The following is a 26775-nucleotide window of genomic DNA, read 5'->3' on the forward strand; positions in this document are numbered from 1 at the left end:
GCTCATCGCCATGAGGCATACGACTGCACGTCGCCTCTCGTTAGCAATGAAACCAGGATGTGGTCAGGTCGATCAGCTGATCACTGCGCCTTTAGGACCGCTCGCAATGAGCGCGGCGCCACAGGCAGTTTTCATACCGTCCAGAGCGATGGGCGTGCCACCAACGGTGTAGGTGCTGCTGCCCTCGGCAATTGGGAAAACCCCTTTGCAAAGCGGGCAGCTAACCTTGTGACCGACGCCAGCAATAGGCTTGCCGTTGAGGTCGGTTTGGGAGAAGGCTTCGAGCACCTTGCCACCGTGAGTGGTGGAATCGCCCAAGCGGATTACATCTTTCATGGTGTCACTCCTTTGACTAAATCATGGATTCGTATCGGCCCGTCAAGCGTTGAAAACAGGGTCGCACCCATTCATATTTTTTGGCTGGCCGATACAGCGCGTTCTAATCACTGCCGATCTTCACGCGCCCTTTGTCTCGCACTTCGTTTAGCAGATCTGGCCGACACATCTGTGTTTATCGATGCTTGCTCAGCCAAGCTTCGATGGCCGTCACCAGATCGCTTCCGTCGAGTCAGTCAGCTCTGCAGCCACCAATTCAGCAGCGTTTCATCTTCTTCATCATCAATGTTCTTGTAGACATTGGAGTAATACCATTCGAGGCCGGTTTTCTCGCGGAAGCGATCAAAAAACTCATTGATTCTGTCCATCCCGTTGCTCGACGGCACAGCCAATGAAAGATTGCCTTCGAAAACGCCATCAAGCGTACCACCCAGCTCAGTACCGACATCAGTTTCGAGCTGCGCAATGACGTCCTCGGGGATAAAATCGGCGTAGATATGAATACAAAAATTCCCTCCGCGCTTGAGAACTTCAGCGTGGGTGTTTTTGTTTTTTATCGAGATGACATCACCTCGAGCCAAATTCAACGCCAGACCAGGGGAAGACAACAGCTCATAAGTATCCTGCCCCATCGCAATTGCAGGGAGCTCCTCGAATACAGGGCTACCTTCATCTGATACAAACACCTGAATCAGCACAGGCAATTCTTTATCGTCCATATGGCGCTCCACAACTTCCACGTTCGACACACGACATCCCTTCTTTCACGTAACCGCTATTTCCCGCACTCAGGTTACACGAAGCGCCCTCAAGATCTACGTTGACATCGGCAAGGTTGCCCCCATTTGAGGTGGCCACATTTTTATGCCCCAAGTGCATGTCATCAGGATTGGTAGAGGTATGTCCGCACCGCCAGCACTTGTAAACGCCCACCGGCTTACTTTTATCGATGAGTTTTTTGCGACAAGCCGCCTGCCCTTTTCGACTGCCTCCGCCGACCTTACTCGCAGCGATATCTTGAGGCGATGCTCCAGCGCCGTCTTTTAAGGCGCGCTTGGATGGCGGTTTCTTCTCCAGCCCTAAAGGGTCCACCCATTGAGTTGGGTTAGGTGCGTATTGATGAAGGTTTATGCCCCCCATCAGACCTATCGGATCCTTTGAGATGAAGCGACCTACATGGGGGTCGTAGTACCTGTATCGGTTGTAGTGCAAGCCTGTTTCATGATCGTGGTACTGACCTTGGAAACGAATTGGATTGCTCAGCCCATGCCGTAATGCTGAGGCTGATGTCTGTTCTTTTGCCTGCCCCCACGCCTTGTATTGAGCGCTCCAGGCGACCTGACCGTCCTGATCGGTAAGCTCTAATGGTGTGCCTAAATGGTCACACTGATACCAAGCCAAGGCATCAAACGGTTGTACTTTGGGCACATGACTCCAAAGCGGGTCATCTTCAAGACTCTCGCCACCGACATATTCAGGCTGGCTTAACAGATCAATCGAGGCGTGTCTGATCGCTTGAGCCACCGGAACAAACGTGCCGGGTTCATAAACGTAGTGGACTGTGCGACCAGTACCCCCATCGATAGGCGCAGGACTGCTTTCCCAAGAAAGATTATCTCCGTCCCACCCGTACAAAGTCAGGCCGCAGCCAAGCAAACGCTGAATACGTCCCTGCTCATTTTTATTCCAGTGGGAACCTGCTTCAGGACGATTTGTATAATGGGCGGTTGAATGCTTATACAGCCGGCGACCCAAGGCGTCGTAGGCATATTTGACCGAGAGACGATCATCCTCGAAATGAACCAACCTATCGAACAGGTCCCATTGCAATCGACTGCGTTGACCATTCTGCCAACGCAGCGTCTGATTGCCACGATCGTCATACTCGTAATGGGTGCCGACGTATTCACGTAGAAGATTGTCTACCAACCGACTGCGTATTGGGGCCTGATCAAGAGGACGGCGTACTTCTGTCACCTTCTCATCGAGCAGGTTACTGGCAGGATCGAAAGCGAATTTTTCAACGCCGAGGCGGCTTGCTGCGCTGATCAGTCGCCCGACTGGATCGTAACGATAGATCAGCGATCCGCGACGCGTGTCGTTTAGCTCGGTCAACTGGCCGACCGCATCGTATTTGTATTCGCGCTTCAGCAAAGTGGAATTGTCATCACTTCGGCCTAGCAATTGCTCCTGCAGGCGACCTGCCGGGTCCCACTTTTGATTCTGGCGCAGCCGATTGCCTTGATGACGAACGACCTCACGATGTAGATCATCTCGCTCATAACCGACCAGCTCATGATCATCCAGTTTTAACGCAAGCAAATGCCCACTGCCGTACGTCAACCAACTCACCCTGTGACCATCCGGGCGGGTCGTAGCGACACACTGGTTGAGGGGATCGTACTCGTGCCTCCAGATTGCAACGAGCGGTGCATCCAGACTCTGATAATGCTGATGCTCTCTGATCAGATTACCGGCCAAATCATAGAACCACAGCAATCGGCTTTGGTCATTCGTGGCCAAAACCATGTTGCCGTTACCGTCATACGCAAAGGATTCACTTTGAGTGGTATTGCCCAAGCTCGCATGGCGTTCGACAAGCCGTCCCATGGGGTCAAACGACATCGAAATGACGCGCTCACCGCTGATGGCTCTCGCCAAACGCCCGCTCTCAGAATCGTACTGATAGCGCGTACCAACGCCATCGAATCCTTTTTCCTCAAGCAACCTTCCGACAGGATCATAGTGAAATTGGGTGCGCTGCTCGTTTTCGTTTTCCAGCGCTATAAGGCGGCCTAGCCGGTCCCAACGGTAACGAAGCGTTTGCTCGCAGGCGTCTACGCGCTCGGCAACTAACCCGGCGGCGTTATAGCTCCATGTCGTACAGCGATCCAGACCGTCAACATGAGCAAGCAGACGCCCTTCGGCATCACGCTCGAATCGCTCTACGGCCTTATCTGGATGCGCTATCAAAGTGATATGTCCAGCTTTGTACTGATACTCGGTGCTTTGCCCTGCAGCGTCGGTGAAACAAATCATCTGACCGCGATCGTTGTATTCCCATTCGCTTGTCTTGCCAGAGCAATCGGTATATTTCAGAACCTGACCAGCAGCGTTGTACTCAAGCGCTTTTTCGTTGCCGATTGCGTCCTTGATAGCGATCAACTGACCTGCTTTGTCGTAGGCATACTCCGTCTTATTCCCAAGCGGATCGACGGACTCCACCAAATTGCCGGCATCATCGTAAGCACGTTGCCACTGACCACCTTCTGCATCACTTACCTTGATCAGTTGGTTGAGATCATCGTAGGCGTAGTGAGCGACACTGCCATCCGGACTGATATGTTCGAGCAAATTACCGCGCTCGTCATAGCTGTATTGGTCGGTGGTGCCATCTGTGTGAACGTGACGAACGATGTTCTTCGCATCATCTCGAAAGAACCACTCCGAACGTTCATCGGCATAACGAATCCGGTAGGTATATCCCTTGATGTCGTAGTAATGCCAAGTTTCGTTGCCATAAGCATCAGTGACGTAAGTCAGACGGATGTTTTCGTCCCACTCGAGGCGGGTATCGAAACTGCCGTCATCAGCCCACTCCCGCACAGCCTTCGCTTGCGATGTTTGACCATCCCACTCCAGATTCAAACCGCGGCCGGTGCGATCCGTATATCGAGTCAGGAGGTGATGCTGATATTGATAACTCCAGGCAGCACCGTTCTCATCCTGTGCCTGGACCAAGTCGCCATGGATATCGTATTGGTAGTTACACAATTGGCGAACAGGAGCACCGTCACGAATTTCCCAGAGGCCTGCCAGTCGTCCTTGATCGTCTATCAAGGTTCCGACGTGTAGGTGGACTTGCGTAACGTCACCTTGATAGGTAATCAGATCGGATAATACTAAGAGGTCCCCATGACGATGCTCGTAGTGCAGCATCAGCCCTGCTCCACTGCGCATTTTGACGTCCGTCAGCCAGTAGGAACGACCACGACGGACATAAGTTTCCTTGCGCTCAAAACCGAAGCAGACGAGCAGTTGATCCTCACCGGAGCGAACCAGCGTGAGATTTTCAACGGCGTCATAGTGAAAGAGGCCTACCTTGGGCAGTGGGAAATCGAGGCTACGACCATCGGCTCCAAAAAAAACTAGACCATCATCCTTGCAGTCAAAGTGGGTAGTGAACTCTGTCACCCACCGTGCCCCCAGTTCGCTATCGTCAAAAGCGTCAAACCGGGAACTATAGGTGCGCACCCATTCGATAGGAAATGGGCCTGGCAGGGAGAAATCGGTATGACTTACTGACTCGGAGCCCATCGCAAAGTTGATGCTGTGGCACGTGGTCGGGCACGCGCCGTTTTTCTTGCCGTTGGCGGCACCTGTCGCCGGCGCTTGGCGACTCGTGGCCTCTAGACGACCCTCTCCCGCCCTGTGCTGGGCCTTGCTGGTCGCCGCTGGCTTGACGCTGGCGCCCTGTCCATGTGACCGACGCTTGCGCCAGGTCACCACAGACCCAGCCAGCATCTGCAGGAGCCAACCGATCGAATGTTGCACACCCGGATTACCCAGTTTTTTTAATTGGGTCTGCATCTCTGCGCCCAGTGCACGCAATGTGGACGTGTGACTAAGCACCAAAGCTTTGGCACTTTGGGGCAGCAGATTCTTAGCGGCGCTATTGGCAGCACCTTTACCTACAGCTTTATAGGCACTGAAAGCCGCGCCAAAAATATTGCCGATGGCGGCCTTGGGGTTATGCAGTAATTGTCCGCCGGCAGCACTCATTTTGGCGCCTGCAGCATTGAGGTCGCCTTTGGCGTCGAGTTTGCCGTTGACTACGGTTTCCAGACCCTTAGCGATCTCGTTTACGGCGTTTTTACCGAGCGTGCCGGCATCATCAAGAATGCCAGCCAACTTGGGCTGAGCCTTTTTTACGAAATCATCGATCGTACCAACGATGGTAGCGTTCAAGTGGCCGATCAGCACTTCGATCAACGAGTCGCCTAACAGCATTTTGGCGCTGTTGCGCAGCTCTTGGCGTACCAGTGCCAAGGTCGGACGCAAAGTCATCCGCGCCGATGCCATAGTAGGCGGTGCGGGTAGCACGCCGATGAGGTTGATGCCCAGACTGACCCAGTCCAACAGTTCGCGTCGCTTGCTCTTGGACAACGTTACGATATCGCCGAGCGCATCGACCAACGCCATGATGTTGCCCACCACAGGCAAGGCGCCCGCGACGTTTTTGATTCGATCCAGTGTGACTACACCACCACTGATGGATTGCAGCCAGGCATCAAATCTCGCGGCACCGCGCCCAACGTCTTTGATGTCGATCGTGTTGAGCGGAACAATGGCAACCTGAGGCTGCCGTTTCACAGCATTCTCAGTCGTCATACCAACACCTCACCCGCCAACAAGCCCGGAGTTTTCAAGGAAGGTTTCGCAAGCGTTGGCGCCGGCAGCGTCGGCAACTTGCCCGTCTTGCTCGCCAGGCTTAGAACACTAGAAGCACTCGGCATCGCCGCGCTCGCCAGTTTCGGCAGTCCAGCCACACCACCCTGCACTGCTCCTTTCACCTGCTGCGCCGTCTGCATCGCGCCTTGGGCCGTCTGCACCGCACTCATCCCTGTTTGAGCTATGTCCTTGCCCTTCTCCAGCATGTCCCAGTTCTTCGTTGGCAATGCCTGCGCGACCATGGTTTGCACCTGACTCGGCACGGCTTCCGCGCCTGGCGGATTCAACGGCCATTCCGGCTTGCCGATGTAGCTGCCGTCGCTCCAAGTGTCTGCCGGATCCTTGCCGAACAACACACGCGCTGGCCCCGGTGCGGCGCCAGAGACGCTGGCGAAACCCTTGGCGTCGAGCTTGCCTTTGATGCTTTTGCCCAGGGCGTCGATGACTTCGTAATCTCCTTCCTTGATGCCCTGACGCCCAGCGTACTGGTTGAACAGTTCCAGATTGCCCTTGCCCGGTTTCGGCGGTTCCGGGAACACACCCGCCAGACTTTTTGCGCCGGTGTAGGCGAAGTTCGCCGCATGCGCCGTGTACGGACCACTGGTGGCGTGGGTGATGCCGCCGGCGTTGTAGGTCGTGGCGCTGCCACCGCCCTGGATCACCAGTTCGGTCTTGGCGGTGATGGTGATGCGGTCGGCATTGGCGGTGATGTTGAGTTTGGCCAGCAAATTGATGCTGTCCTTGAGCGCACGCACGTCGATGTCGCCGGACGCGGCTACCAGACGCCAACCCATGCTTTGAACGAACAGGCGCATGCCGCGACTGGCACTGGCCAGCAGACGTTTGCCGATCGACAGGCTGGTGTGCCCGGTGCTGCTCAGCGCCAGGTGTTCGCCGGTGGCGATGTGGCTGGATCGTGGCGTAGTCAGCGCGATGCCTGCCGGACTGGCCAGTACCAGATGCGGTTCAGTGAATTCCGGGAACTCATTGGCGGTCATGTTCGCCGGGCCGCTGCCGAGCACGCCCTGATGCTGCGCGTGCAAGGCCTTGGCCACGTCGTCCTGATCGCCCGCTTCCTGCGCTTGCAATTCCTTGGCCTGCACCGCGAAGCCGTCCTGCTGATCGCTGGCGGTGGCGAGGCGTTCGGCGGTTTCCGGCAGATCCTTGTGATGTTTCGATTCGTTCGGACGTGGCTCGGTGGTGATCAGCAGACCGGCACCGGCACGTACTGCGCCGTGGCGGTCGGTGCGCAATTCGAAACCTTCACCACGCGGCTGACCACCGCTCGGCCGTGGATGAGTCAGATAACCGAGATTGATCGCACTCGCGCCGTGATCGCTGCGCAGCGCAATGCTGATCTCGCTGGTGGTGTCGTCGATCCGCAGTTCGTTGGCGCGACTGCCCTTGTATTCCTTGCTTTTGACCGTGGCCAGCGTCTTGAAGTCGGGCAGTTTGTACGGCGGCAGATTCGCACCGTGGTACAAGCAGCCGGTGATCAGCGGCTGGTCGGGATCGCCTTCAAGGAAGGTGATCAAGACTTCCATGCCGACTCGCGGAATATTGATCGAACCGAAGGTTTCGGCGGCCCAGCTCGACGCGACGCGCATCCAGCAACTGGTCATGTCGTCGTGCTTGCCTTCGCGGTCCCAGAAGAACTGCACCTTCACCCGGCCGTACTGGTCGCAGTAGATCTCTTCGCCTTCCGGGCCGCAGACCACGGCACTCTGGGTGCCGAGGACTTTCGGTTTCGGGTGATCGAGCGGCGGACGGTACGGCACGTCCCACGGGATCGCGCTGAAGCGGTTGCGGTAGCCCTGGTGGAAATCGTCTTTATTGTCCGTGGTGTCGCTAGTCACCGACTCTTCCAGCACTTGCGGCTGCTTGCCTTCGTGGAAGATTTCAGTGAGCAGCCACAGGTCGTTCCACGTCGGGTTGGCGTGTTCGGTCAGGGCAAGAAAATGCCCGCTGACAAGAATCGGCTGGTCGCTGTTACCTTCGGCCAGACGGTAGTCGCTGCGATGGCGTTCCAGCGCGCGATTAGCCAGATGTTTGCCGCGGTCACGGTCAACGAATCGGCCCGGATAATCGTAATCTTCCAGGTCCGGCTGAGCGCTGCTTTTGGCATCGCTTTCCAGCTCGATTTTCGGTTTGACGAAGTCGTAATCGCGCCGCGTAGTGCGGCTGGTGCGGGTAGCCAGGCGCAGACCGAAGCGCTTGACCACCGGGGTGTCGGCGACCAGCCCGGAGTCCTGCTGATAGGCCACGGGGGCGAGTTTCGGAAACACCGTCTGGTCATCGCCGAAGGTGAGTTTGTGGCCGCTGGACGTGTGCTGGAAGTGGTAGTGAATACCCTCTTCCTCGCACAGGCGCTGTATGAAATGCAGATCCGACTCGTCGTACTGCACGCAGTAGATGCGCTCGGGATAAATCGCACTAAGCTGGAAGTGATAATCGCTGGCGAGGATGCCGTGTTCTTCCAGCACCTTGCTGATGATCTGCTGCACGGTCATCTGCTGGAAGATCCGCTGATTGACTCGGTGCGCGAGGTACGCCAGTTGCGGGCGCAGGGAGATCATGTAGCGCGTCAGGCGTTTGCCGGCCTCGCCCTGAGCGATGCTGTAGACCAGTCCATGAATGCCGGTACCGGTCGGGGACAACTGAAGAAACGCCAGTTTATGCAGCACGCTTTCGAGGTTGATCGACGCTTTTTCGCTGACCAGTTCCAGTTCGAACTCGAAGGGTGTGTTGAGTGCCTCCCGACCAGTGAATGACAGCACTTGAAAATCGCTGTCGATGCCATCGATGGTCAGATTGAAATGAGGCTGGTTGGCCGGTGAGAACATCCCTTGTTCCTCGCGCAATGCTGCGTCGGGCATCAGTCAACAAAAGTGATGCACGCAAGAATTCTTTAGATCAAGCCACCCCGATCAGCCATACCGACCGGGGCGAATACAACATCAGCCGTAATTAAACGACTGGAGCACGCCAGTCATCGGAACCCGAAGTACCGGATACTTCGTGGGTCCAGGTGATTTTGCGGTAGGTGAACTGCACTTCTTCCAGGTGGGTGAAGTGCGAGTTGCCTGGATCCTGGCAGTTGTGCATTTTGTTGTTGATGGCGACGATGATCGCGTCTTCCAGTTTGGTGGTGTAGTAGTGCTCTTGAGTACCTTGAGCCGAAGTACGGAACCACTGGATAACAATTTCGCTCATGCGCTCGCCGGAAGTCAGAGCGGCTTGCAGCAGAGGCGAAGCCTTGTCGTAGACCTTGGTGATCACAACTGGCTTGTGAACGCGCTGACCGGTTGGCTGACCGGATTGTGGGTCACGCGGGATGATCACGTCGTGGCTGAAAGCCTGAACCATAACCTGGTCTTCGTGGCCTTCCTGATAGGTGTTGCCAACGGAGTCGGCGGTGAAGGCGCCGGCAGTGATCAGGCCTTGTTTTTCGCCAGTGACGGACATGTACGCTGGTGTTGCCATGGGGATGCTCTCCTTGCTTCTGGATATAACACTGGCAGGCACCATTGCCTGTCAGAGTGGCTACCAACAATCAAAAAATGCGCCAATTCTCCAGAAACCCATACAGTTCAATAGGTTGAGAGAGATTTCACGATTTTCTGAGCGCCAAGCTGAGGGAATCTTTGAAAAAGTGCGCAACTTCTTGCGCAGTACTGCGCAACTTTTTGCGCACTTGGCTCCAGACCACGTGAATCGTGGCCTGCAGGGCAATTGGACTGCAAAATATTATGACCAACTGCGCAACTTCTTGCGCACTTCGCAAAATACGCCTTCTCTTCGTGCCTACCCATCAAGACGCTCCATTTTCCACTTGGATTCCATTAGTCGACTCAGCTGTCGATTAGCATTCATCTTACGCGAGCGAAAAAACTAGCGACGAATCCCGCGCGGCATGAACTCCCAATCGGACGACTTACCAGATGCCAGACGAACCTCATAATGTCGAGCGAGCGAACAGGCGGGTGGACTGACCGCTTTCGGCCAGAAACGGAAGTCCTCAAGGGGCCGCTACCGGCTGTGGATTCAACCGGTGGACGCAACATGACTAAATTCTGTGTAAGCAGAAGGAGTGTTGCAGATGTAGCAGAGACCTCGGATTTATTACACCGACAGCCAGAAAAAACTGATGTGGGATCACTGGCAGAAAGGCGACTCTCTCCAGCAGATCGCCCAATTATTTGATCGAAACCACTCATCGATACAGCGCATCTTGGCGGAAACAGGGGGTATCAGACCCGCTGTACGGCGCAGGTCCAGATTGACGCTGACGTTGGCTGAGCGCGAAGAGATTTCGCGTGCGGTGGTTGCAGGTAACTCGGTCCGCTCCATAGCTGCACTGCTAGGGCGAGCAGCCTCGACCGTTAGCCGTGAGATAAGACGCAACGGTGGTCAAGGATGCTACCGGGCTAATCAAGCTGATCAGGCTGCTTGGGATCGCGCGCATCGGCCTAAGGTCTGCAAGCTTGTTGAGAACCGAGCGGTGGCGCAAATTGTTGCAGACAAGCTTCAATTGCAGTGGTCACCGGAACAAATTGCCGGCTGGCTGAAGCGATCCTACCCGGACGATACGAGCTATCAGGCTACGGTTAAGGATCGAGCGGTGCCAGGTCACTGGGAGGGTGACCTGTTGTGCGGTAGCAGAAACAGCCAAATTGCCACTCTTGTAGAGCGTCATACCCGCTACGTAATGCTGGTGAAGTTGGTCGGTAAGGATAGCGAGACGGTCATAAGCGCCCTGATCGAAAACGCCCGCGACTTACCCCAAGAACTCTACAAATCGCTGACGTGGGATCGTGGCAAAGAGATGGCTGACCATAAGCGCTTTACGGTGGCTACCGACATAAAGGTCTACTTCTGCGATCCTCATCGTCTTTGGCAACGGGGATCGAATGAGAACACCAACGGGTTGTTAAGGCAGTACTTCCCGAAAGGGACTGACCTTGCAGATCACTCGCAAGCCACACTCAATGAAGTAGCAAGGCAGCTAAATAACCGCCCTCGAAAAACACTAAACTACGAAACGCCCGCTGAACGATTTAGCCAATCTGTTGCGTCCACCGGTTGAATCCACACAAAGCCCATGCCACTCAAAAGGACAACGCGCGCGAACTTAAAAACCTTCTGCTGTTCTTCAACGATCCGCCTGCCCCGCTTGAAGCGATCGAACCGAAGCATGTCAGCCAGTACCTTCGTCACCGGGGCAAAACAGCACCAATTCGCGCGAATCGAGAAAAGGCCTTACTCAGCTCCATTTGGAACTTTGCTCGCGAGAATGGTTACACGTCTCTGGCAAACCCCTGCGCCGGGATAAAGGGCAATAAGGAATCTGGTCGCGACGTATATGTCGAAGACGACGTTCTTGCCAAAGCATATCTGTACGCCGATCAACCACTGAGAGATGCCCTGGACCTGTTCTATCTGACAGGACAAAGGGTGGCGACACACTGAAGATGGATGAGCGAGATATCAAAGACGGAAAGCTTTCCGTCCAGCAGGGGAAGACTGGTGCGAAACGAAGGATCGAGATTATTGGAGAGCTCAGAATTGTGATAGATCGAATCATGGCTCGAAAGGCGGGCTACAAAATCAGATCAACACGCCTTGTGGTCATCGACTCTGGACAGCCGATGACGGCGAGCATGCTCAGGAAAAGATTTGATGACGCTAGGGAGGCAGCCGGAATTCCGAAAGCAGAATTTCAGATGCGGGATTTACGAGCAAAAGCGGCAACGGACAAAGAGGAGTCAACGGGGAGCATTCGCGAAGCTCGAGACCAGTTAGGGCATACAACTGTCGGGATGACGGAGCAGTACATTCGAATGCGTAAGGGCATGAAGGTAACCCCTACGAAGTGACCAACGGTTTCGAATTGCGGAAAAGATTTTTTGATTGCGGAAAAAAGAACTAAGGGCTTGCATGAGGTATGTCATGCAAGCCCTCGATATTCATGGTGCCCGAAGCCGGAATCGAACCGGCACGCCCTTACGAGCGGGGGATTTTAAGTCCCATGCGTCTACCAGTTTCGCCATTCGGGCGGTAGCGCTGTGTAGCTCATTTCAACTGCCGAGTCGCGATCCTGACAGGATGCACGCTAAGCAGCAGAGCGGGAAATATATACATCACTTCCCGGTGAAGCAAGTTCGCAATGGCCGTATTCAAGACAAAATCTTGCAGCACACTGGAAATAAAAAAGCTCCGTAAATCATGGATCTACGGAGCTTGTTTATAGTGGAGGCCGAGGTCGGAATCGAACCGGCGTAGGTGGATTTGCAATCCACTGCATAACCATTTTGCTACTCGGCCTCAAAGCATCTGCTGTCAGTAGCACAACAACAAACACGTACAAATTGGAGCGGGAAACGAGACTCGAACTCGCGACCCCGACCTTGGCAAGGTCGTGCTCTACCAACTGAGCTATTCCCGCTTGGTGTGGCGCATTCTATAGATTTCAGAAGCCCCGTCAACCCTTTGATTCAAAAAAGTTTTATTTCTTTTCAACATCGGTTTTCAGATGTGGCCAGGCAGCGCGAAGGTATTGAACCATCGACCACAAAGTCAGACCTGCCGACACCATCAGCAAGGCATAACCGAGAATCACCCAGAAACTGAAGTCTTTCGGATTGGCCAGCAGAATGACCAGCGCCAGCATCTGCGCAGCGGTTTTCCATTTGCCTAGATTCGATACAGCTACATGAGCACGGGCGCCGAGTTCGGCCATCCATTCACGCAATGCCGATACGACAATCTCACGACCGATGATCACGGCAGCCGGCAGCGTGAGCCAGAGATTGCCGTGTTCTTGCACCAGCAGTACCAGCGCCACCGCAACCATCAGTTTGTCGGCGACCGGATCAAGAAAAGCCCCGAACGGGGTGCTTTGTTCCAGACGGCGGGCCAGATAACCATCCAGCCAGTCGGTGGCTGCCGCAAAGGCAAACACCGATGCGGAGGCCATATAACTCCACTGGTAAGGCAGATAGAACAGCAAAATGAAGATGGGAATGAGCAGAACGCGTAGAACGGTAATCAGATTAGGGATATTCATCGGCACAACTGGCTACGAGGTGAAGGGGCATTCTACTCGCTATGCAGGTTTGCATAAATCGACTCTGCGAGCTTTTTACTGATCCCCGGGGCTTTGGCGATCTCTTCGATGCTTGCACGAGTCAGCTCCTGCAATCCACCAAAATGTTTCAACAAGTCGCGACGTCGGGTCGGCCCGACGCCTGCAACGCCTTCCAGTGTGGACGTGCGGCGGGTTTTTCCGCGGCGTGCGCGGTGTCCGGTAATTGCGAATCGGTGGGCCTCATCGCGGATCTGCTGAATCAAATGCAATGCTGGTGAGTCGCCGCGCAAGGTGAACTCGTGCGCCGCATCATTCAGATACAAAGTTTCAAAGCCGGCCTTGCGGGTTGCGCCTTTGGCCACACCGAGCAAGATCAGATCCGGCACTGCCAGCTCATTGAGAACATCACGGGCCATCGATAGCTGCCCCTTGCCACCGTCGACCAACAGAATATCCGGTAGCTTGCCCTCGCCGTCCTTGAGCTTACTGAATCGTCGCGTCAGCGCCTGGTGCATGGCGGCATAGTCGTCGCCTGCCGTGACACCTTCGATGTTATAGCGGCGGTAATCCGACTTGATTGCGCCCTCCGGGCCAAACACCACGCAGGACGCGACTGTCGCCTCGCCGCTGGAGTGACTGATGTCGTAGCATTCCAGACGCTGTGGCGGCTCATCCAGGTTCAACACCTCAGCCAGTGCATCAAAACGCGCTGCCGTGTGCTGCCGATTGGCAAGGCGTGCGCCCAACGCCTGTTCCGCATTGGTGACGGCCAATTGCTGCCAGCGCGCGCGGGTGCCGCGCACCCGATGACTGATGGCCAATTCGCGACCGCGCAGTTCATTAACCGCCTCGATCAGTGTCGGGAAGTCCTCATGCACGACGTTGACGATCAGTTCGCTCGGCAGGTCGCGCTCAGGGCTGCTGATGAAGTACTGCCCGAGAAAAGCCGCCATGACTTCAGAAACGTCTTCTTCGATCCCGACTTGCGGGAAGAAATTCTTGCTGCCCAGTACGCGTCCGCCACGGACACTGATCAGATGCACGCAGGCACCGCCCGGGTTGACGAAGGCAGCGATGACGTCAATATCACCCGTGCCCCCTTCCATGCTCTGCTGGTCCTGCACGCGGCGCAGCAACGCAATCTGATCACGCAACTCGGCGGCGCGCTCGAACTCAAGGTTCACTGCGGCCTCTTCCATCGCCGTGGACAGCTCATTGGTCAGCGCATGACTGCGCCCTTCAAGAAACATCACCGAGTGGCGCACGTCTTCGGCATAAACATCAGGCTCGACCAGCCCGACGCAAGGTGCCTTGCATCGCTTGATCTGATATTGCAGACATGGGCGCGTGCGGTTCTTGTAGTAACTGTCTTCACATTGACGAACGAAAAACGTCTTTTGCAGCAAACTCAGGCTTTCGCGAATGGCGCCGGCACTTGGATAAGGCCCGAAGTATTTGCCCTTGGCCTTTTTGGCCCCGCGATGGATGCTTAAACGCGGGAACTGCCCATCTGACAGAAAAACATAGGGATAGGATTTGTCGTCGCGGAGCAGGATGTTGTACGGCGGCCGCCATTCCTTGATCAGTGTCTGTTCAAGCAGCAGCGCTTCCGTTTCGTTGGCGGTGATGGTCGTTTCGACCTGAGCAATGCGACCAACCAATGCAGCCGTTTTCGGCGCCAACCCGGTCTTGCGAAAGTAACTCGCCAAGCGCTTCTTCAGGTTTTTGGCCTTGCCGACATACAACAGGCGCGCATCGCTGTCGAACATGCGATAGACGCCGGGGCGCCCGCTGACGGTAGACAGGAAGGCGCTGGAATCGAATGTTTCAATCATGGTCAGAGGCTGGCATCAACCATGCCGTGACGAACCGCCAACAGTGTCAACTCGACGTCGCTGCTGATCGAAAGCTTTTCGAAAATACGGTAGCGATAGGTGTTCACGGTTTTCGGCGACAGGCACAACTTGTCGGAAATGATTTGCACCTTCTGACAGCCGACAATCATCAAAGCGATCTGGATTTCACGCTCGGATAAAGCGTCGAAGGGCGAATCGTTGGACGGCTGAAAGGACTTGATCGCCAATTGTTGAGCGATCTGCGGGCTGATATAGCGCTGACCGGCAAAGACCAGGCGAATGGCCTGAACCATCTCCGGCAAACCCGCGCCTTTGGTCAGGTAGCCAGCAGCACCTGCCTGCAACAACCGAGTAGGAAAAGGATCTTCCTCACACACCGTAACGGCGACCACCTTGATGTCCGGATGACTGCGCAACAGTTTTCGCGTGGCTTCCAGGCCGCCGATGCCGGGCATCTTGACGTCCATCAACACCACATCGGGCTTCAACTCTCGGGCCTTGATCAGGGATTCTTCCCCGGACTCGGCCTGGCCCACCACCTGCAAGCCATCAATATCGGCCAGCATCCGTGTAATGCCTGTACGAACGAGATCGTGGTCATCGACCACTAGCACCCTAATCAAGCAGACACCTCGCGATATGGTCTTATTGGGATGCCGGACACCTTAGCAAAAAGTACCGGGCAGACCTAGCGGCAAGCATCATTTAAAAAGTTTCAATTCATCATTGAGGGCATGCCCGCCGTGGGTTTCAGAGCACAGGTGTACCGATATCCAGCTGCATCCGCAGGAAACACTCGTCCTCGCCTTGCACGCGTAGTCCTTTTCTTTCATACAAATGTTTCGCCGGGTTATTTTCAAACACGGTGAGTCGCAAAGCCGGGCGCCTTTGCTGACGAGCCATGCCAATAACCTGATCAATCGCCCAGGAACCTGCACCCTGCCGCTGAAAGGCTTCAGCAATCTGCAGCTCACGAACATACAATGCCCGCGCATCTCGGCTGAGACTGAAAAAACCTGTCGGCCTATCATCACGCAATATCAGCCAGTTCTCGCGCGCCAACCATGCAACATCGAACGCTTCGTCTTGCCACAACAGGTCATGGTGAATGTAGTAGCCCAGCATGTTCTGACAAGTAAGGTGGCGCGAAAACGCCAGATCCTCTGTTGTCGCAGGGCGTAGCTGGAATGTCATTGAGCCTGTTCCACGTAAATGACTCGCCCCTGCCATGCACCAGCGTCGCGCCGGGCAACCACGAGAAGATCACCCGCCCCCGGCGCCGAAGCGATCAGTGAGCCGTCCTCGGACCAAATCGCGCTACGCCCCGCCGACTGCCAGCCGCCGGTAAGGCCACTATGGTTGGCCATCAGCACCGCCATCGCATGTTGCCGGGCATAACCCTGCAGCACCGCGACGTCTGCGTCGTAGCCTTTCTCACTGATTAACACTCCCGCAGCGTACAGGTCGGCGCCTTGATCAGCGGCCGCAGCCGCATGGCTGGCATGAGAGAAATCGGCGCAGACCGCCAACGCGACCTTATCGCTACCGATGCTCAGGGGTGAACCACCGAACCCAGCGGCGAAGACCCGCTCCTCGCCCGAGTGCAGATGTTGTTTGCTGTACACCCCAAGCGATCCATCGGCGCCCAGTACCAGTGCGCCAATCAATACCGCCGAACTGTGTTTCAGCCGAATCGGCATGCCGACCACTGCCGTCACACCCAGTGCGTGCGCCAGATCCCGTAGCGGCTGAAGCACAGCATCTTGTGGATCAATGGCCAATGCCGCAGCCACCTCGCCTTCGTAGCCGGTCAGTGACAGCTCAGGAAACACCAGCAACTCCACACCCTGCTCCCCCGCGACCTCGATGAAGCACCTATGGCTGGCAATGTTTGCGGCAAGATCGCCGGCAATGGAAGTAGTCTGGGCGGCGGCAATGTTCAATGTCGACATGATTCAACCTTGGTCATCAGGCAAAACGCTGAGTGTGTCACAACTCATGCAGCGCTCAAGCGATAGGCATTTGGCTAGCCCCGCTATAGCATTTTCTGATTGCTGAGGCGTGTCGGCCTCTAGTAAGCTCGGCGCATCCATCGGAGACAGACCATGTTCAACGCCCTCTCACAGCTTCGTACCGCCAGCGCACTGCGCTCGGTTGCGGCTGCCCGGGCGAATGACGTTTGCGCTCCGGTCAGCTTTTATTTTGGGTATTGGTTTAGCCACTGGCGCGCCTGATACCCAAACGGCGCCCATAAAAACGGGTCGCCTACCAGAGATTTCTCAACCCCCGGTCGGCTCCCCGACCGGGGGTTTTGTTTTTTCAGGCCCAAACTTTTTCAGCAACACATCAGACTCCTTGAGGATTTAAACAATGAACTACGCCACTTATTACCGTTACGACAGCTTTAGTGCCTGGCGATTTAGCAGCCTCCGCTCGGGACAGCCTGCCGCCTCCGATCGGTCACCTACAGGTGGCAAACATGCACACGTAGCCAATACGGCCAATTGTCGAACACCCCAGTAGGGCCGAGCGCGCGGGAAAAGCCCGCCGCCAGCCCAGGAAGACCGAATATGAACTCGTCAGTTTCTGCTCTGCCACTGTCCACCCTCGATTCTGCCAACGAAGCACTGACCGTGCGTCTGCCCAGCTCGTTGCAACTCAAACAGCAATTGCCATTGAGCAATGCCTTGAGCCAACGAGTCTCCGCCCACCGCCAAGCGGTTCGCGCGATCCTCAACGGTGAGGACCAGCGCCTGCTGGTAATCGTCGGCCCCTGCTCTATCCACGATCCTCAATCCGCCCTTGAATACGCCGGAAAACTCGCCCGTCTGGCAGAAGAAGTCAGCGACGAAATGCTGCTGGTGATGCGTGCCTACATCGAAAAACCGCGAACTACAGTCGGTTGGAAAGGCTTGGCTTATGACCCGCACCTGGACGGTAGTGATGACATGGCCGCAGGCCTGACCCTGTCCCGTGGGCTGATGCTGGAAATGATCCGCCTCGGCTTGCCCGTGGCGACCGAATTGTTGCAACCCATGGCGGCTGGCTACTTCGACGACTTGCTCAGTTGGGTTGCCATTGGCGCACGCACAACCGAATCACAAATCCATCGCGAGATGGCAAGCGGCTTGAACATGCCGGTAGGATTCAAAAATGGCACGGACGGCGGCGCGGCCGTGGCTGTCGATGCCATGCGCTCGGCCTCGCACCCGCATCGCCATTTCGGCGTCGACAGCCAAGGACATCCAGCCATCATCCAGACGCCAGGAAACCCTGACACCCATCTGGTACTGCGCGGCGGACATAAAGGGCCGAACCATGATCGCGAAAGCATCGCCAGAATTCACGCCGATCTGAACCGACTGAAGATCCCGAGCCGAATCATGGTCGATTGCAGCCACGCCAACAGCGGCAAAGATCCATTGCGTCAACCTGACGTTTTCAATGAAGTGCTTGAACAACGCTTGCAAGGTGATCGCTCACTGATCGGCATGATGCTGGAGTCTCATTTGTTCGAAGGCTGTCAGCCGCTGAGTGCATCGCTGCGCTACGGCGTTTCGATCACTGATGGTTGCCTCGGTTTCAGCGCAACAGAGCGATTGCTGGTCGATGCTGCTCAGCGTCTTGGCGCACACGCCAGACGCTGATTGCGAGACAGGCCCTCCGGCTTATTCAAAGTGGAGGGCCGTCAACGTTACAGCTTCGCCTCTACCTGCACCCGCGTCACTGCGGACTCCTGACTGACATCGTCCAAACGCTCAACCGTGTACGCAACGCGAACGGCAGATCCGTGGTGCTCGAGCCAGAAGCGATGTGGAACGATAAAAATGAGCGGCTTTCCTGCGGTTTCCCGGGTGATTTCGCGATCATCCCGATGATTGAAAAAGTCTCCGTCACATTTGAGATAAACCAGCTCACCCTCTTGCGCCTGCGCGTTGCCGATCACGACGGTTACGCCATCAATCGAGTCCTGCGCAAGCAACACGCCGTCCTCGGCTTCAAGTACGTCGGGGGCGTCCAGTTCGCCACGAAGAAACGGGGTGATGAGAACTCTCGTCGGCTCGGACTCACGTGCCACTCCATCGGACTGCTCGACTCGGTAGCGTACGGACACCTCGCCACCGAGATTTGCTGCGATGTACTCGGGCGGAACCCAGAAAGACAGCAAGTCTGAAACAGCAAAGGTTTCGACCTTCAACCTGTCATGGAACGATACGGACGACGCGTCTGCACACCAGCTCAATGAAACCTGATCGCCTGCGGCCATTCGTGCGTAGGGCTGGAGAGTGACAAGCGCTCCTTCCACGACCCGCGCCGGATCCAGCGTCCCGCCGATTGCAGCTTCGACGTGCGGGGCAAGCAACTGAGGCCTTGAATCTCCGACTGTCAGTTGCAAGCGCGCAGACGATGCAGGTTCGGACAGGGCCGCGCTGACAAGTGTCCAGTAGACCTCGAGTGAACCGCCATCCAGGGCCGCGACGTGCATGCCTTTGATAACGAAGATGACGTTTTTGCCCACCTGAACTTCGCTGACAAAGCGGACCATTTCGTGCTGATAAACAAAACCTTCGACATCAAGCCCCTCCCAACTCAACAGCAACTGATCGCCACACGCCATGTTTGCATAAGGTGGGATACGAACGACGACCTTGCCCAGAGCGGGATCCAGCACGCTCCCCTGCAGAGAATCAAGCGTTGCTGCAGGCAACTGCTGATGTGTCGTCTTCGGGCTGGCGGGGTGGCGCATTCGATAGCAAAACTCGATTTCATGCATGTTCATTCGCAACTCCATTCCCTGGATAAAACGCTGTCTTCATGACGGCGTCGACAGCCAACATTGAACGCGATTGCTGGTGTTCTCGATATCAGCCCGATACACCGCAGCCATGGCGCAAAAGCTACAAGCTCGGTAGGCAACGAACACTAAATCGACCTTTCCCCAGGCGGAGGACGGCCAGAACTTCCGATTTGGATTTCGTAAGTATCTGAAAATTCTTACTGCCTCTAGTCCGAATTCAACGGCCAAGTGAAGCCTCTTCGTACTTCTTCAACGAGGTGTGTGTTTTAGAGTGACCAACAGATTTCCCCGATGAACTTCTGCGAAAAAGGTAAGAACATGCAACGGAGTGCTACAACTCGTTATCCCATCCTGTTGGTACACGGCCTGTTTGGATTTGAGCGTATCGGCCATTTCGAGCTGTTTCATGACGTCAAGGACGCTCTGAAAACCGCTGACTGCCGAGTGTTCGTTCCACACCTCTCCGCCACCCACGACAATGAAGTCAGGGGTAAGCAATTGCTGACGCAGATTGACAGTGTCCTGCGGGGCACAGGTGCCAGAAAAGTCAATCTCATCGGGCACAGCCAGGGAGCGTTGGCAGCTCGATACGCCGCAGCGCTTGCCCCACACGCCGTGGCCTCAGTGACTTCAGTCAGCGGCCCCAATCATGGCTCGGAATTGGCTGACTTTTTGCGCAAGGCGCTGGTTCCAGGCCGGCTGCCGGAAGTCGTCGCGCAGAACGTGGCGACGGTGTTTGCCGATTTTCTTTCGTTGCTTAGCGGCAGTACCACGCTGCCGCAGAATGCATTGGCGGCGCTCAATGCACTGACGACCGAGGGAGTGGGCGACTTCAACGACAGGTTTCCACAGGGATTACCCGGCACTTGGGGCGGACACGGTCCCGAACAGGTCAATGGGGTACGTTATTACTCCTGGAGCGGCGTTCTTCCGGCCATTGGGCTAGCAACACTCGACCCGATGCAGGGAGCCTGCCGGGCGCTGTCGCAATATTTCATGACCGAGGGGGAACAGAATGACGGCTTCGTCGGGCGTTTCAGCTCTCACTTGGGTCAAGTCATCCGTTCCGACTATCCGCTGGATCACTTGAGCAGCCTGCGCCGTTCCGCCGGCAAGGTAACCGGTCAGTTCGACCCGATAGACCTTTACGTTGAGCATGCTGCGCGCCTGCGAGCAGTGAATCTCTGATCAGACCATGACAACCGAACGGAACTTTGCCGAGAATTCGCCCACTGAATCCGGTAGGCTCCGCACTTTATTGAAATAGATTGGAGAGTTTTCTCATGGCTAAAGCCACTGCCCGTCACATCCTGGTTTCCGATGAAGCCAAATGCAACGAACTCAAGACCCAGATCGAAGGCGGCGCTGATTTCGCTGAAGTCGCGAAGGCCAACTCCACTTGCCCGTCCAGCCGTCAGGGTGGTGACTTGGGTTCGTTCGGTCCAGGCCAAATGGTCAAGGAATTTGACACCGTGGTATTCAGCGCGCCAATCAACGTCGTGCAAGGCCCGGTAAAAACCCAGTTCGGTTATCACCTGCTGGAAGTCACCAGCCGTCAGGACTGATCCGTCGCCTGATTGCTGTCCAACGGCCCGCCTTCTGGTGGGCCGTTGTGTTTCAGTTACACATACGGCTGGCGACTGACGCGCCTCTCGCGTACAACTTGCGCTTATCGATTACCCGGTTCCAAGGCTGACAATGCGACTGGCTTTCCCCACATTGATGCTTACCGCCCTCGCCCTGCTGTCGGGCGCCGCCGGTGTGAACGCGGCACCGCAACATGCGTTGACCGTGTATGGCGAACCTGCCAAATATCCTGCCGGTTTCAGTCACTTCGATTACACCAACCTGCAGGCCCCCAAAGGGGGGACGATGCGCCGCTCGGCGATCGAAATCGGTCACTTCGACCACCTCCTTCCTTATATAGACAAAGGCATCGGCGTCACTCAGATCGACGGCCTGCTTTATTCACCGCTGGCCCAGCGTTCGATGGATGAGCCCTACACCGTTTACGGCCTGGTCGCACAGAAGATGGAGCGCTCGGACGACGGCCTGTCGCTGCGTTTCTTCATCAATCCCAAAGCACGCTTCGCCGACGGCAAACCGATTACCGCCGAAGACGTGCGCTATACCTATGATTTGTTGATGACCCAGGGCAGCCTGCGCTACCGCACCCAATTCGCCGACGTCAAAGGCGTCGAAGTGGAAGCGCCGCTGACTGTGCGTTTCGACTTCAAAAGTAATGAAAACCGCACCCTGCCGCTGGATATCGCGACCCTGCCGGTGTTCCCCGAAAATTGGTGGAAGAACCGCGATTTTGCCGGCGGTGGCGGATACGAGCCACCGCTAGGCAGCGGCCCGTATCGGGTCGGCAAAGTCGATTCGGGCCGCAGCATTACCTTCGAGCGCAACCCCGACTGGTGGGGCAAGGATTTGCCGGTCAGCCGCGGCCTGTACAACTTCGATCACTTCAGCATCGAGTATTTCGGCGACACCGACGTTGCGCGCCAGGTGCTGCGCGGCGGCGCCTACGACTACAACCGTGAGTTCTCCGCCACCGGCTACTCGATCGGTTATGACAGCCCCGCCCTCAGCGACGGGCGCCTGCAAAAGGCCCACTTGGCCACCGAGGCACCGCAATCGGCCCAGGGTTTTGTGTTCAACCTGCAAAAACCGATTTTCCAGGATCGGCGCGTGCGTCAGGCGTTGGCCATGCTCTGGGATTTCGAGTGGAGCAACCGGCAGATGATGCGCAACCTGTACATCCGCCAGCAAAGCTACTTTTCCAATACCGAACTCGCGGCTCGCGAACTGCCCGATGCGCAAGAGTTGAAGATCCTTGAGCCACTGCGTGGGCAGGTTCCCGACGAAGTCTTCTCCAAAGTCTTCGAAGCCCCAAAAACCGATGGCAGCGGCCTGATCCGCGACAAGCAGTTGCAAGCCCTCGAGCTGCTGGAACAGGCCGGCTGGAAACCCGATGGCGATCAACTGGTCAACGCCGAAGGCGAGCCACTGAGTTTTACCTTCCTCGTCAGCCAGAACGGCATGGATCGTCTGTTGCTGCCGTACAAGCGCACGCTGAAACAGATCGGCATCGATCTCAATATCCGCCGTATCGACTCCTCGCAATACGTCAACCGCCTGATGAGCCGCGATTACGACATGATCGTCACCGGCTACCCCGTCACCACATCTCCGGGTGGCGAGTTGCTCAACTACTTCGGTTCAGCGTCGGCCAACGATCCCGGCGCCAACAACTACATGGTGTTGAAAAACCCGGCGGTAGATACCTTGATCAACGGTCTGATGCGCGCCTCGACCCAATCCGACATGCTGCACTACGCCCACGCGCTGGACCGGGTGCTGCAATGGAACTACTACTGGATTCCCAACTACTATCCGCCGGGTACCTCGACGGTCTGGTGGAACCGTTTCGGCATTCCGTCGGTTCAGGCGAGCAATGACGAAGCCATCGAGAGCTGGTGGGAAATCAGCAGCACACCGCTGACCAATCAACAGATGACCGCTGAAAAAATCGCTCGTGGCAGACCCGGAGGGCCACACTGATGTGGGGGTACATACTGCGGCGCCTGCTGCTGATCATTCCGACACTGGTGATCATCCTGCTGGTGAATTTTGTGATCATTCAAGCCGCGCCGGGTGGCCCGGTCGAGCAGGCGATCGCGCACTTGCAAGGTATCGGCGGTGCCAGTGTCGGCGGCGGCGCGAGCGAAACCATGAGTGGCACATCCCGTGCCAGTCGTGGTCTCGACCCGCAGCTGATCAAGGACATCGAAAAACAGTACGGCTTCGACAAGCCCGCTCATGAACGCCTGTGGCTGATGCTCAAGAACTATGCGCAACTGGACTTCGGCAAAAGCTTCTTTCGCGGCGCGACGGTCACCGACCTGATCCTGGAAAAAATGCCGGTGACCATTTCCCTCGGTCTGTGGGCGACGCTGATTACCTATCTGGTGTCGATACCGCTGGGCATCCGCAAAGCCGTGCACCATGGCAGCCATTTCGATATCTGGAGCAGCACGGCGATCATCATCGGCTATGCAATGCCGGCGTTCCTGTTTGCGATGTTCCTGATCGTGCTGTTCGCCGGCGGCACCTCACTGAACTGGTTTCCTGTACGGGGGCTGGTGTCGGACAACTTCGAATCGCTGTCGACCCTGGGCAAGATCGCCGACTACTTCTGGCACTTGGTGTTGCCGGTGACGGCGCTGGTGATCGGCGGTTTCGCGACATTGACGATCCTGACCAAAAACTCGTTCCTCAATGAGATTACCCGCCAATACGTGGTTACCGCACGGGCCAAGGGTCTGAGTGAGCGTCGGGTGCTCTATGGCCATGTGTTTCGCAATGCAATGCTGTTGGTGGTGTCGGGCATTCCTCAAGCCTTCATCAGCGTGTTCTTCGCCGGCTCGCTGCTGATCGAAGTGATCTTCTCCCTCGACGGCCTCGGCCGCATGAGCTACGAAGCAGCGGTTTCCCGGGATTATCCGGTGGTATTCGGTTCATTGTTCATCTTTACCCTCTTCGGCCTCCTGATAAAACTGATCGGCGACCTGTGCTACACCCTCGTTGATCCGCGCATCGACTTCGCCGCGAGGAACGCCTGATGTTCAAGCTCTCGCCTTTGGGCCGTCGTCGCTTCGAGCGATTCAAGAAGAACCGTCGTGGCTGGTGGTCGTTGTGGCTGTTTATCGGGCTGTTTATTGTCACCTTGGGTGGCGAACTGATCGCCAACGACAAGCCGCTGGTGGTCAGCTATCAGGGCCAGTGGTACTTCCCGGTGTTCAAGCGCCACACCGAGCAGGAGTTCGGCGGACAACTGCCGTTCCAGGCCGATTACCGCAGCGATTATGTGCAGAACCTCATCCGCAAGGACGGTGGCTGGCTGCTGTTTCCGCCGATCCCCTTCAGCGACGACACACCGAACTACGACCTCACCAAACCGGCACCAAGCCCGCCCACGGCAGTCAACTGGCTGGGCACCGACGATCAGTCGCGGGATGTCTTGGCGCGGGTGATCTTCGGCGCGCGGGTATCGATTCTGTTTGCCCTGATGCTGACGTTTGTCAGTGCGCTGATCGGCATCGCCGCCGGCGCGTTGCAGGGCTACTACGGCGGCTGGGTCGACTTGATCGGGCAACGTCTGCTTGAGGTGTGGTCGGGACTGCCGGTGCTGTACCTGCTGATCATCCTTTCCGGGTTCGTCGAGCCGAATTTCTGGTGGCTGCTGGGAATCATGGCGCTGTTTTCCTGGCTGGCGCTGGTGGACGTGGTGCGGGCGGAGTTCTTGCGCGGGCGTAATCTGGAATACGTCAAAGCCGCGCGAGCCCTTGGTCTGACTGACCGCAAAGTGATTGTCCGGCACATCCTGCCCAACGCCATGAATGCAACATTGAGCTACTTGCCGTTCATTCTGACCGGGGCGATTTCCACCCTTACCGCGCTGGACTTCCTCGGTTTCGGCATGCCGGCCGGCAGCGCTTCGCTGGGCGAACTGATCGGTCAGGGCAAGCAGAATCTGCAGGCGCCTTGGCTGGGTCTGACGGCGTTCTTCACCCTGGCGCTGATTCTTTCTTTACTGGTGTTCATCGGCGAAGCGTTACGTGACGCATTCGACCCTCGATCCTGAAGCGTGGCCATGACTGACAACCTGATTGAAATCCGTAATCTCAACGTTGCCTTCCATGGCCAGCCCGTGGTGCGCGACCTGTGCCTGGACATCCGTCCCGGCGAGTGCCTGGCGCTGGTCGGCGAGTCGGGCTCGGGCAAATCGGTGACTGCTCATTCAATCCTGCAATTACTGCCTGACAGTGAAGCGCAAACCGCCGGCAGCATTCGCTATCGCGGGCAGGAACTGGTGGGGACAGACCCCAAGGTCTTGCGCGAACTGCGTGGCAACCGTATCGCCATGATCTTTCAGGAGCCGATGACCTCGCTCAATCCGCTGCACACCATCGAAAAACAGATCGGCGAAACCCTGCTGCTGCATCGCGGCCTCGGTGGCAAAGCGGCGCAAGCACGCATTCTCGAACTGCTCGGACTAGTGGGCATCCAGAAACCCCAGGAGCGGCTCAAGGCTTACCCTCATCAACTGTCCGGCGGACAACGCCAGCGGGTAATGATCGCCATGGCCCTGGCCTGCGAGCCGGAATTGTTGATTGCCGACGAGCCAACTACAGCGCTCGACGTCACCGTACAACGCAAGATCCTGTTGCTGCTCAAATCCCTGCAGCAGCGTTTGGGCATGTCGCTACTGCTAATCAGCCACGACCTCAATCTGGTGCGTAGCATCGCTCAACGCGTGTGCGTGATGAAGGCCGGAGAAATCGTCGAACAGGCACCGTGCGAAACCCTGTTTACCGAGCCGAAACATCCTTACAGCTGCGTCCTGCTCAATGCCGAACCGGAAGGCGAAGCACTGCCAAGGGACGAGCGAGAGAACGTGCTGGAAGTCGATAACCTGCGGGTCGAATTTGCCGTCGGTGGCGGCCTGTTTCAGCGCAAACAATACCTGCGCGCGGTCGACGGCATTAGCCTGAACATTCAGCGCGGCAAAACGTTGGGCATCGTCGGGGAATCCGGTTCGGGCAAGTCGACACTCGGTCAGGCGATTCTTCGTTTGCTCGACTCCGAAGGCAGTATCCGCTTCCAGGGCGAAGCGCTCGACGGCCTCAATCAGAAGCAGTTGCGACCCTGGCGCCGGCAGATGCAAGTGGTGTTTCAGGATCCGTTCGGCAGCCTCAGCCCGCGTATGTCGGTAGCACAGATCATCAGTGAAGGCCTGGAAGTGCATTGCGAATCCACCGCTGGCGAATGCGATGAGCAAGTGATCCGTGTACTCAAGGAAGTCGGTCTCGATCCCGAAAGTCGTCATCGATACCCTCACGAATTTTCCGGCGGTCAACGTCAGCGCATCGCCATCGCCCGAGCATTGGTACTGAAACCGGCGCTGATCTTGCTGGATGAACCGACGTCGGCACTGGATCGCACGGTGCAGAAACAAGTGGTCGCCCTGCTCCGTCAGCTTCAGGAAAAACATGGTCTGACCTATCTGTTTATCAGCCACGACTTGGCGGTGGTCCGCGCTTTGGCCCACGACATGATCGTGATCAAGGACGGTAAAGTGGTCGAGCGTGGCGCCAGTCACGAGGTGTTTGATTCACCGCAGCATCCTTACACCAAAGAGCTGTTGGCGGCAGCGCATCCGGGGTAGGCATAATCGGCGC

19 protein-coding genes, 3 tRNA genes and 1 pseudogene are annotated in these 26775 nt (G+C 56.5%); 9 read left to right on the forward strand and 14 right to left on the reverse strand.

Annotation, left to right across the window (positions count from 1 at the left end; genetic code table 11):
* Positions 1-72 precede the first annotated feature (72 nt).
* From PSH79_RS15065 to PSH79_RS15085, 5 genes are all read right to left on the reverse strand, one after another.
* On the reverse strand, positions 73-336 hold the full coding sequence (locus PSH79_RS15065) for a PAAR domain-containing protein (RefSeq protein WP_150592020.1): 264 nt from the start codon (positions 334-336) through the stop codon (positions 73-75).
* Between the two features lie 236 nt (positions 337-572).
* Positions 573-1055, reverse strand: coding sequence for a DUF4265 domain-containing protein (locus PSH79_RS15070; protein ID WP_305438095.1), 483 nt, complete (start codon positions 1053-1055; stop codon positions 573-575).
* On the reverse strand, positions 1045-5727 hold the full coding sequence (locus PSH79_RS15075; RefSeq protein ID WP_305438096.1) for an RHS repeat-associated core domain-containing protein: 4683 nt from the start codon (positions 5725-5727) through the stop codon (positions 1045-1047). Before PSH79_RS15075 ends, PSH79_RS15070 begins: the two co-directional genes overlap by 11 nt.
* Positions 5724-8630: a type VI secretion system tip protein VgrG gene (locus PSH79_RS15080; RefSeq protein ID WP_305438097.1), complete on the reverse strand. Its 2907-nt coding sequence runs from the start codon at positions 8628-8630 to the stop codon at positions 5724-5726. Before PSH79_RS15080 ends, PSH79_RS15075 begins: the two co-directional genes overlap by 4 nt.
* 124 nt (positions 8631-8754) lie before the next feature.
* Positions 8755-9270 (reverse strand): Hcp family type VI secretion system effector, encoded by a 516-nt coding sequence (locus tag PSH79_RS15085; protein ID WP_007919523.1) that lies wholly within the window; start codon positions 9268-9270, stop codon positions 8755-8757.
* Between the two features lie 664 nt (positions 9271-9934).
* Between PSH79_RS15085 and PSH79_RS15090 the strand changes: the two genes are divergently transcribed.
* Both PSH79_RS15090 and xerC read left to right on the forward strand, forming a co-directional pair.
* Positions 9935-10873 (forward strand): IS30 family transposase, encoded by a 939-nt coding sequence (locus tag PSH79_RS15090; protein ID WP_305438103.1) that lies wholly within the window; start codon positions 9935-9937, stop codon positions 10871-10873.
* A gap of 2 nt (positions 10874-10875) precedes the next feature.
* Positions 10876-11663 (forward strand): annotated as a pseudogene (gene xerC / locus PSH79_RS15095) (tyrosine recombinase XerC); the annotation flags it as partial.
* Positions 11664-11756: 93 nt separating this feature from the next.
* Here the strand turns inward: xerC and PSH79_RS15100 are convergent.
* From PSH79_RS15100 to PSH79_RS15135, 8 genes are all read right to left on the reverse strand, one after another.
* Positions 11757-11843, reverse strand: a tRNA-Leu gene (locus PSH79_RS15100).
* 194 nt (positions 11844-12037) lie between these two features.
* Positions 12038-12111: transfer RNA gene (locus PSH79_RS15105), tRNA-Cys, on the reverse strand.
* A 45-nt stretch (positions 12112-12156) separates the two neighbouring features.
* Positions 12157-12232: transfer RNA gene (locus PSH79_RS15110), tRNA-Gly, on the reverse strand.
* A 60-nt stretch (positions 12233-12292) separates the two neighbouring features.
* Positions 12293-12853 carry a CDP-diacylglycerol--glycerol-3-phosphate 3-phosphatidyltransferase gene (pgsA, locus tag PSH79_RS15115; protein ID WP_007950102.1) on the reverse strand — a complete coding sequence of 187 codons (561 nt, stop codon included), beginning with the start codon at positions 12851-12853 and terminating at the stop codon, positions 12293-12295.
* 32 nt (positions 12854-12885) lie between these two features.
* On the reverse strand, positions 12886-14709 hold the full coding sequence (gene uvrC / locus PSH79_RS15120; protein ID WP_305438107.1) for an excinuclease ABC subunit UvrC: 1824 nt from the start codon (positions 14707-14709) through the stop codon (positions 12886-12888).
* 2 nt (positions 14710-14711) lie between these two features.
* Entirely contained in the window at positions 14712-15353 is a 642-nt protein-coding gene (gene uvrY / locus PSH79_RS15125; RefSeq protein WP_016984198.1) for a UvrY/SirA/GacA family response regulator transcription factor, read from the reverse strand.
* A gap of 127 nt (positions 15354-15480) precedes the next feature.
* Positions 15481-15924 (reverse strand): N-acetyltransferase, encoded by a 444-nt coding sequence (locus PSH79_RS15130; RefSeq protein ID WP_305438108.1) that lies wholly within the window; start codon positions 15922-15924, stop codon positions 15481-15483.
* Positions 15921-16682, reverse strand: a complete 762-nt coding sequence (locus tag PSH79_RS15135; RefSeq protein WP_305438109.1) for a carbon-nitrogen hydrolase family protein — start codon at positions 16680-16682, stop codon at positions 15921-15923. The genes PSH79_RS15130 and PSH79_RS15135 overlap by 4 nt, the downstream gene beginning before the upstream one ends.
* Before the next feature lie 618 nt (positions 16683-17300).
* Between PSH79_RS15135 and PSH79_RS15140 the strand changes: the two genes are divergently transcribed.
* Positions 17301-18377 carry a 3-deoxy-7-phosphoheptulonate synthase gene (locus PSH79_RS15140; RefSeq protein ID WP_305438110.1) on the forward strand — a complete coding sequence of 359 codons (1077 nt, stop codon included), beginning with the start codon at positions 17301-17303 and terminating at the stop codon, positions 18375-18377.
* A gap of 47 nt (positions 18378-18424) precedes the next feature.
* Here the strand turns inward: PSH79_RS15140 and PSH79_RS15145 are convergent, their stop codons facing one another.
* Positions 18425-19510 (reverse strand): hypothetical protein, encoded by a 1086-nt coding sequence (locus tag PSH79_RS15145; protein ID WP_305438111.1) that lies wholly within the window; start codon positions 19508-19510, stop codon positions 18425-18427.
* 336 nt (positions 19511-19846) lie between these two features.
* Between PSH79_RS15145 and PSH79_RS15150 the strand changes: the two genes are divergently transcribed.
* The 6 genes from PSH79_RS15150 to PSH79_RS15175 all read left to right on the forward strand — a co-directional run bounded on the left by PSH79_RS15150 (position 19847) and on the right by PSH79_RS15175 (position 26762).
* Positions 19847-20716 (forward strand): triacylglycerol lipase, encoded by an 870-nt coding sequence (locus tag PSH79_RS15150; protein ID WP_305443986.1) that lies wholly within the window; start codon positions 19847-19849, stop codon positions 20714-20716.
* Positions 20717-20811: 95 nt separating this feature from the next.
* Positions 20812-21093 carry a peptidylprolyl isomerase gene (locus tag PSH79_RS15155; RefSeq protein WP_305438112.1) on the forward strand — a complete coding sequence of 94 codons (282 nt, stop codon included), beginning with the start codon at positions 20812-20814 and terminating at the stop codon, positions 21091-21093.
* A gap of 133 nt (positions 21094-21226) precedes the next feature.
* Positions 21227-23095 (forward strand): extracellular solute-binding protein, encoded by a 1869-nt coding sequence (locus PSH79_RS15160; protein WP_305438113.1) that lies wholly within the window; start codon positions 21227-21229, stop codon positions 23093-23095.
* A complete protein-coding gene (locus PSH79_RS15165; protein ID WP_187679935.1) occupies positions 23095-24156 on the forward strand; it encodes a microcin C ABC transporter permease YejB in 1062 nt (353 codons plus the stop codon). Before PSH79_RS15160 ends, PSH79_RS15165 begins: the two co-directional genes overlap by 1 nt.
* Positions 24156-25178 carry an ABC transporter permease gene (locus PSH79_RS15170; RefSeq protein WP_305438116.1) on the forward strand — a complete coding sequence of 341 codons (1023 nt, stop codon included), beginning with the start codon at positions 24156-24158 and terminating at the stop codon, positions 25176-25178. The genes PSH79_RS15165 and PSH79_RS15170 overlap by 1 nt, the downstream gene beginning before the upstream one ends.
* Positions 25179-25187: 9 nt before the next feature.
* Positions 25188-26762 (forward strand): ABC transporter ATP-binding protein, encoded by a 1575-nt coding sequence (locus tag PSH79_RS15175; RefSeq protein ID WP_305438117.1) that lies wholly within the window; start codon positions 25188-25190, stop codon positions 26760-26762.
* The last annotated feature ends 13 nt before the right edge of the window (positions 26763-26775 follow it).

Source organism: Pseudomonas sp. FP2196 (assembly GCF_030687715.1).
Lineage (GTDB): Bacteria > Pseudomonadota > Gammaproteobacteria > Pseudomonadales > Pseudomonadaceae > Aquipseudomonas.

What these genes read in the sequence shown, in the direction of transcription:
- PSH79_RS15065 (WP_150592020.1), bottom strand. Translation starts at nt 336, where the DNA reads ATGAAAGATGTAATCCGCTTGGGCGATTCCACCACTCACGGTGGCAAG.
- PSH79_RS15070 (WP_305438095.1), bottom strand. Translation starts at nt 1,055, where the DNA reads ATGGACGATAAAGAATTGCCTGTGCTGATTCAGGTGTTTGTATCAGAT.
- PSH79_RS15075 (WP_305438096.1), bottom strand. Translation starts at nt 5,727, where the DNA reads ATGACGACTGAGAATGCTGTGAAACGGCAGCCTCAGGTTGCCATTGTT.
- PSH79_RS15080 (WP_305438097.1), bottom strand. Translation starts at nt 8,630, where the DNA reads ATGTTCTCACCGGCCAACCAGCCTCATTTCAATCTGACCATCGATGGC.
- PSH79_RS15085 (WP_007919523.1), bottom strand. Translation starts at nt 9,270, where the DNA reads ATGGCAACACCAGCGTACATGTCCGTCACTGGCGAAAAACAAGGCCTG.
- PSH79_RS15090 (WP_305438103.1), top strand. Translation starts at nt 9,935, where the DNA reads ATGTGGGATCACTGGCAGAAAGGCGACTCTCTCCAGCAGATCGCCCAA.
- pgsA (WP_007950102.1), bottom strand. Translation starts at nt 12,853, where the DNA reads ATGAATATCCCTAATCTGATTACCGTTCTACGCGTTCTGCTCATTCCC.
- uvrC (WP_305438107.1), bottom strand. Translation starts at nt 14,709, where the DNA reads ATGATTGAAACATTCGATTCCAGCGCCTTCCTGTCTACCGTCAGCGGG.
- PSH79_RS15130 (WP_305438108.1), bottom strand. Translation starts at nt 15,924, where the DNA reads ATGACATTCCAGCTACGCCCTGCGACAACAGAGGATCTGGCGTTTTCG.
- PSH79_RS15135 (WP_305438109.1), bottom strand. Translation starts at nt 16,682, where the DNA reads ATGTCGACATTGAACATTGCCGCCGCCCAGACTACTTCCATTGCCGGC.
- PSH79_RS15140 (WP_305438110.1), top strand. Translation starts at nt 17,301, where the DNA reads ATGAACTCGTCAGTTTCTGCTCTGCCACTGTCCACCCTCGATTCTGCC.
- PSH79_RS15145 (WP_305438111.1), bottom strand. Translation starts at nt 19,510, where the DNA reads ATGAACATGCATGAAATCGAGTTTTGCTATCGAATGCGCCACCCCGCC.
- PSH79_RS15150 (WP_305443986.1), top strand. Translation starts at nt 19,847, where the DNA reads ATGCAACGGAGTGCTACAACTCGTTATCCCATCCTGTTGGTACACGGC.
- PSH79_RS15155 (WP_305438112.1), top strand. Translation starts at nt 20,812, where the DNA reads ATGGCTAAAGCCACTGCCCGTCACATCCTGGTTTCCGATGAAGCCAAA.
- PSH79_RS15160 (WP_305438113.1), top strand. Translation starts at nt 21,227, where the DNA reads ATGCGACTGGCTTTCCCCACATTGATGCTTACCGCCCTCGCCCTGCTG.
- PSH79_RS15165 (WP_187679935.1), top strand. Translation starts at nt 23,095, where the DNA reads ATGTGGGGGTACATACTGCGGCGCCTGCTGCTGATCATTCCGACACTG.
- PSH79_RS15170 (WP_305438116.1), top strand. Translation starts at nt 24,156, where the DNA reads ATGTTCAAGCTCTCGCCTTTGGGCCGTCGTCGCTTCGAGCGATTCAAG.
- PSH79_RS15175 (WP_305438117.1), top strand. Translation starts at nt 25,188, where the DNA reads ATGACTGACAACCTGATTGAAATCCGTAATCTCAACGTTGCCTTCCAT.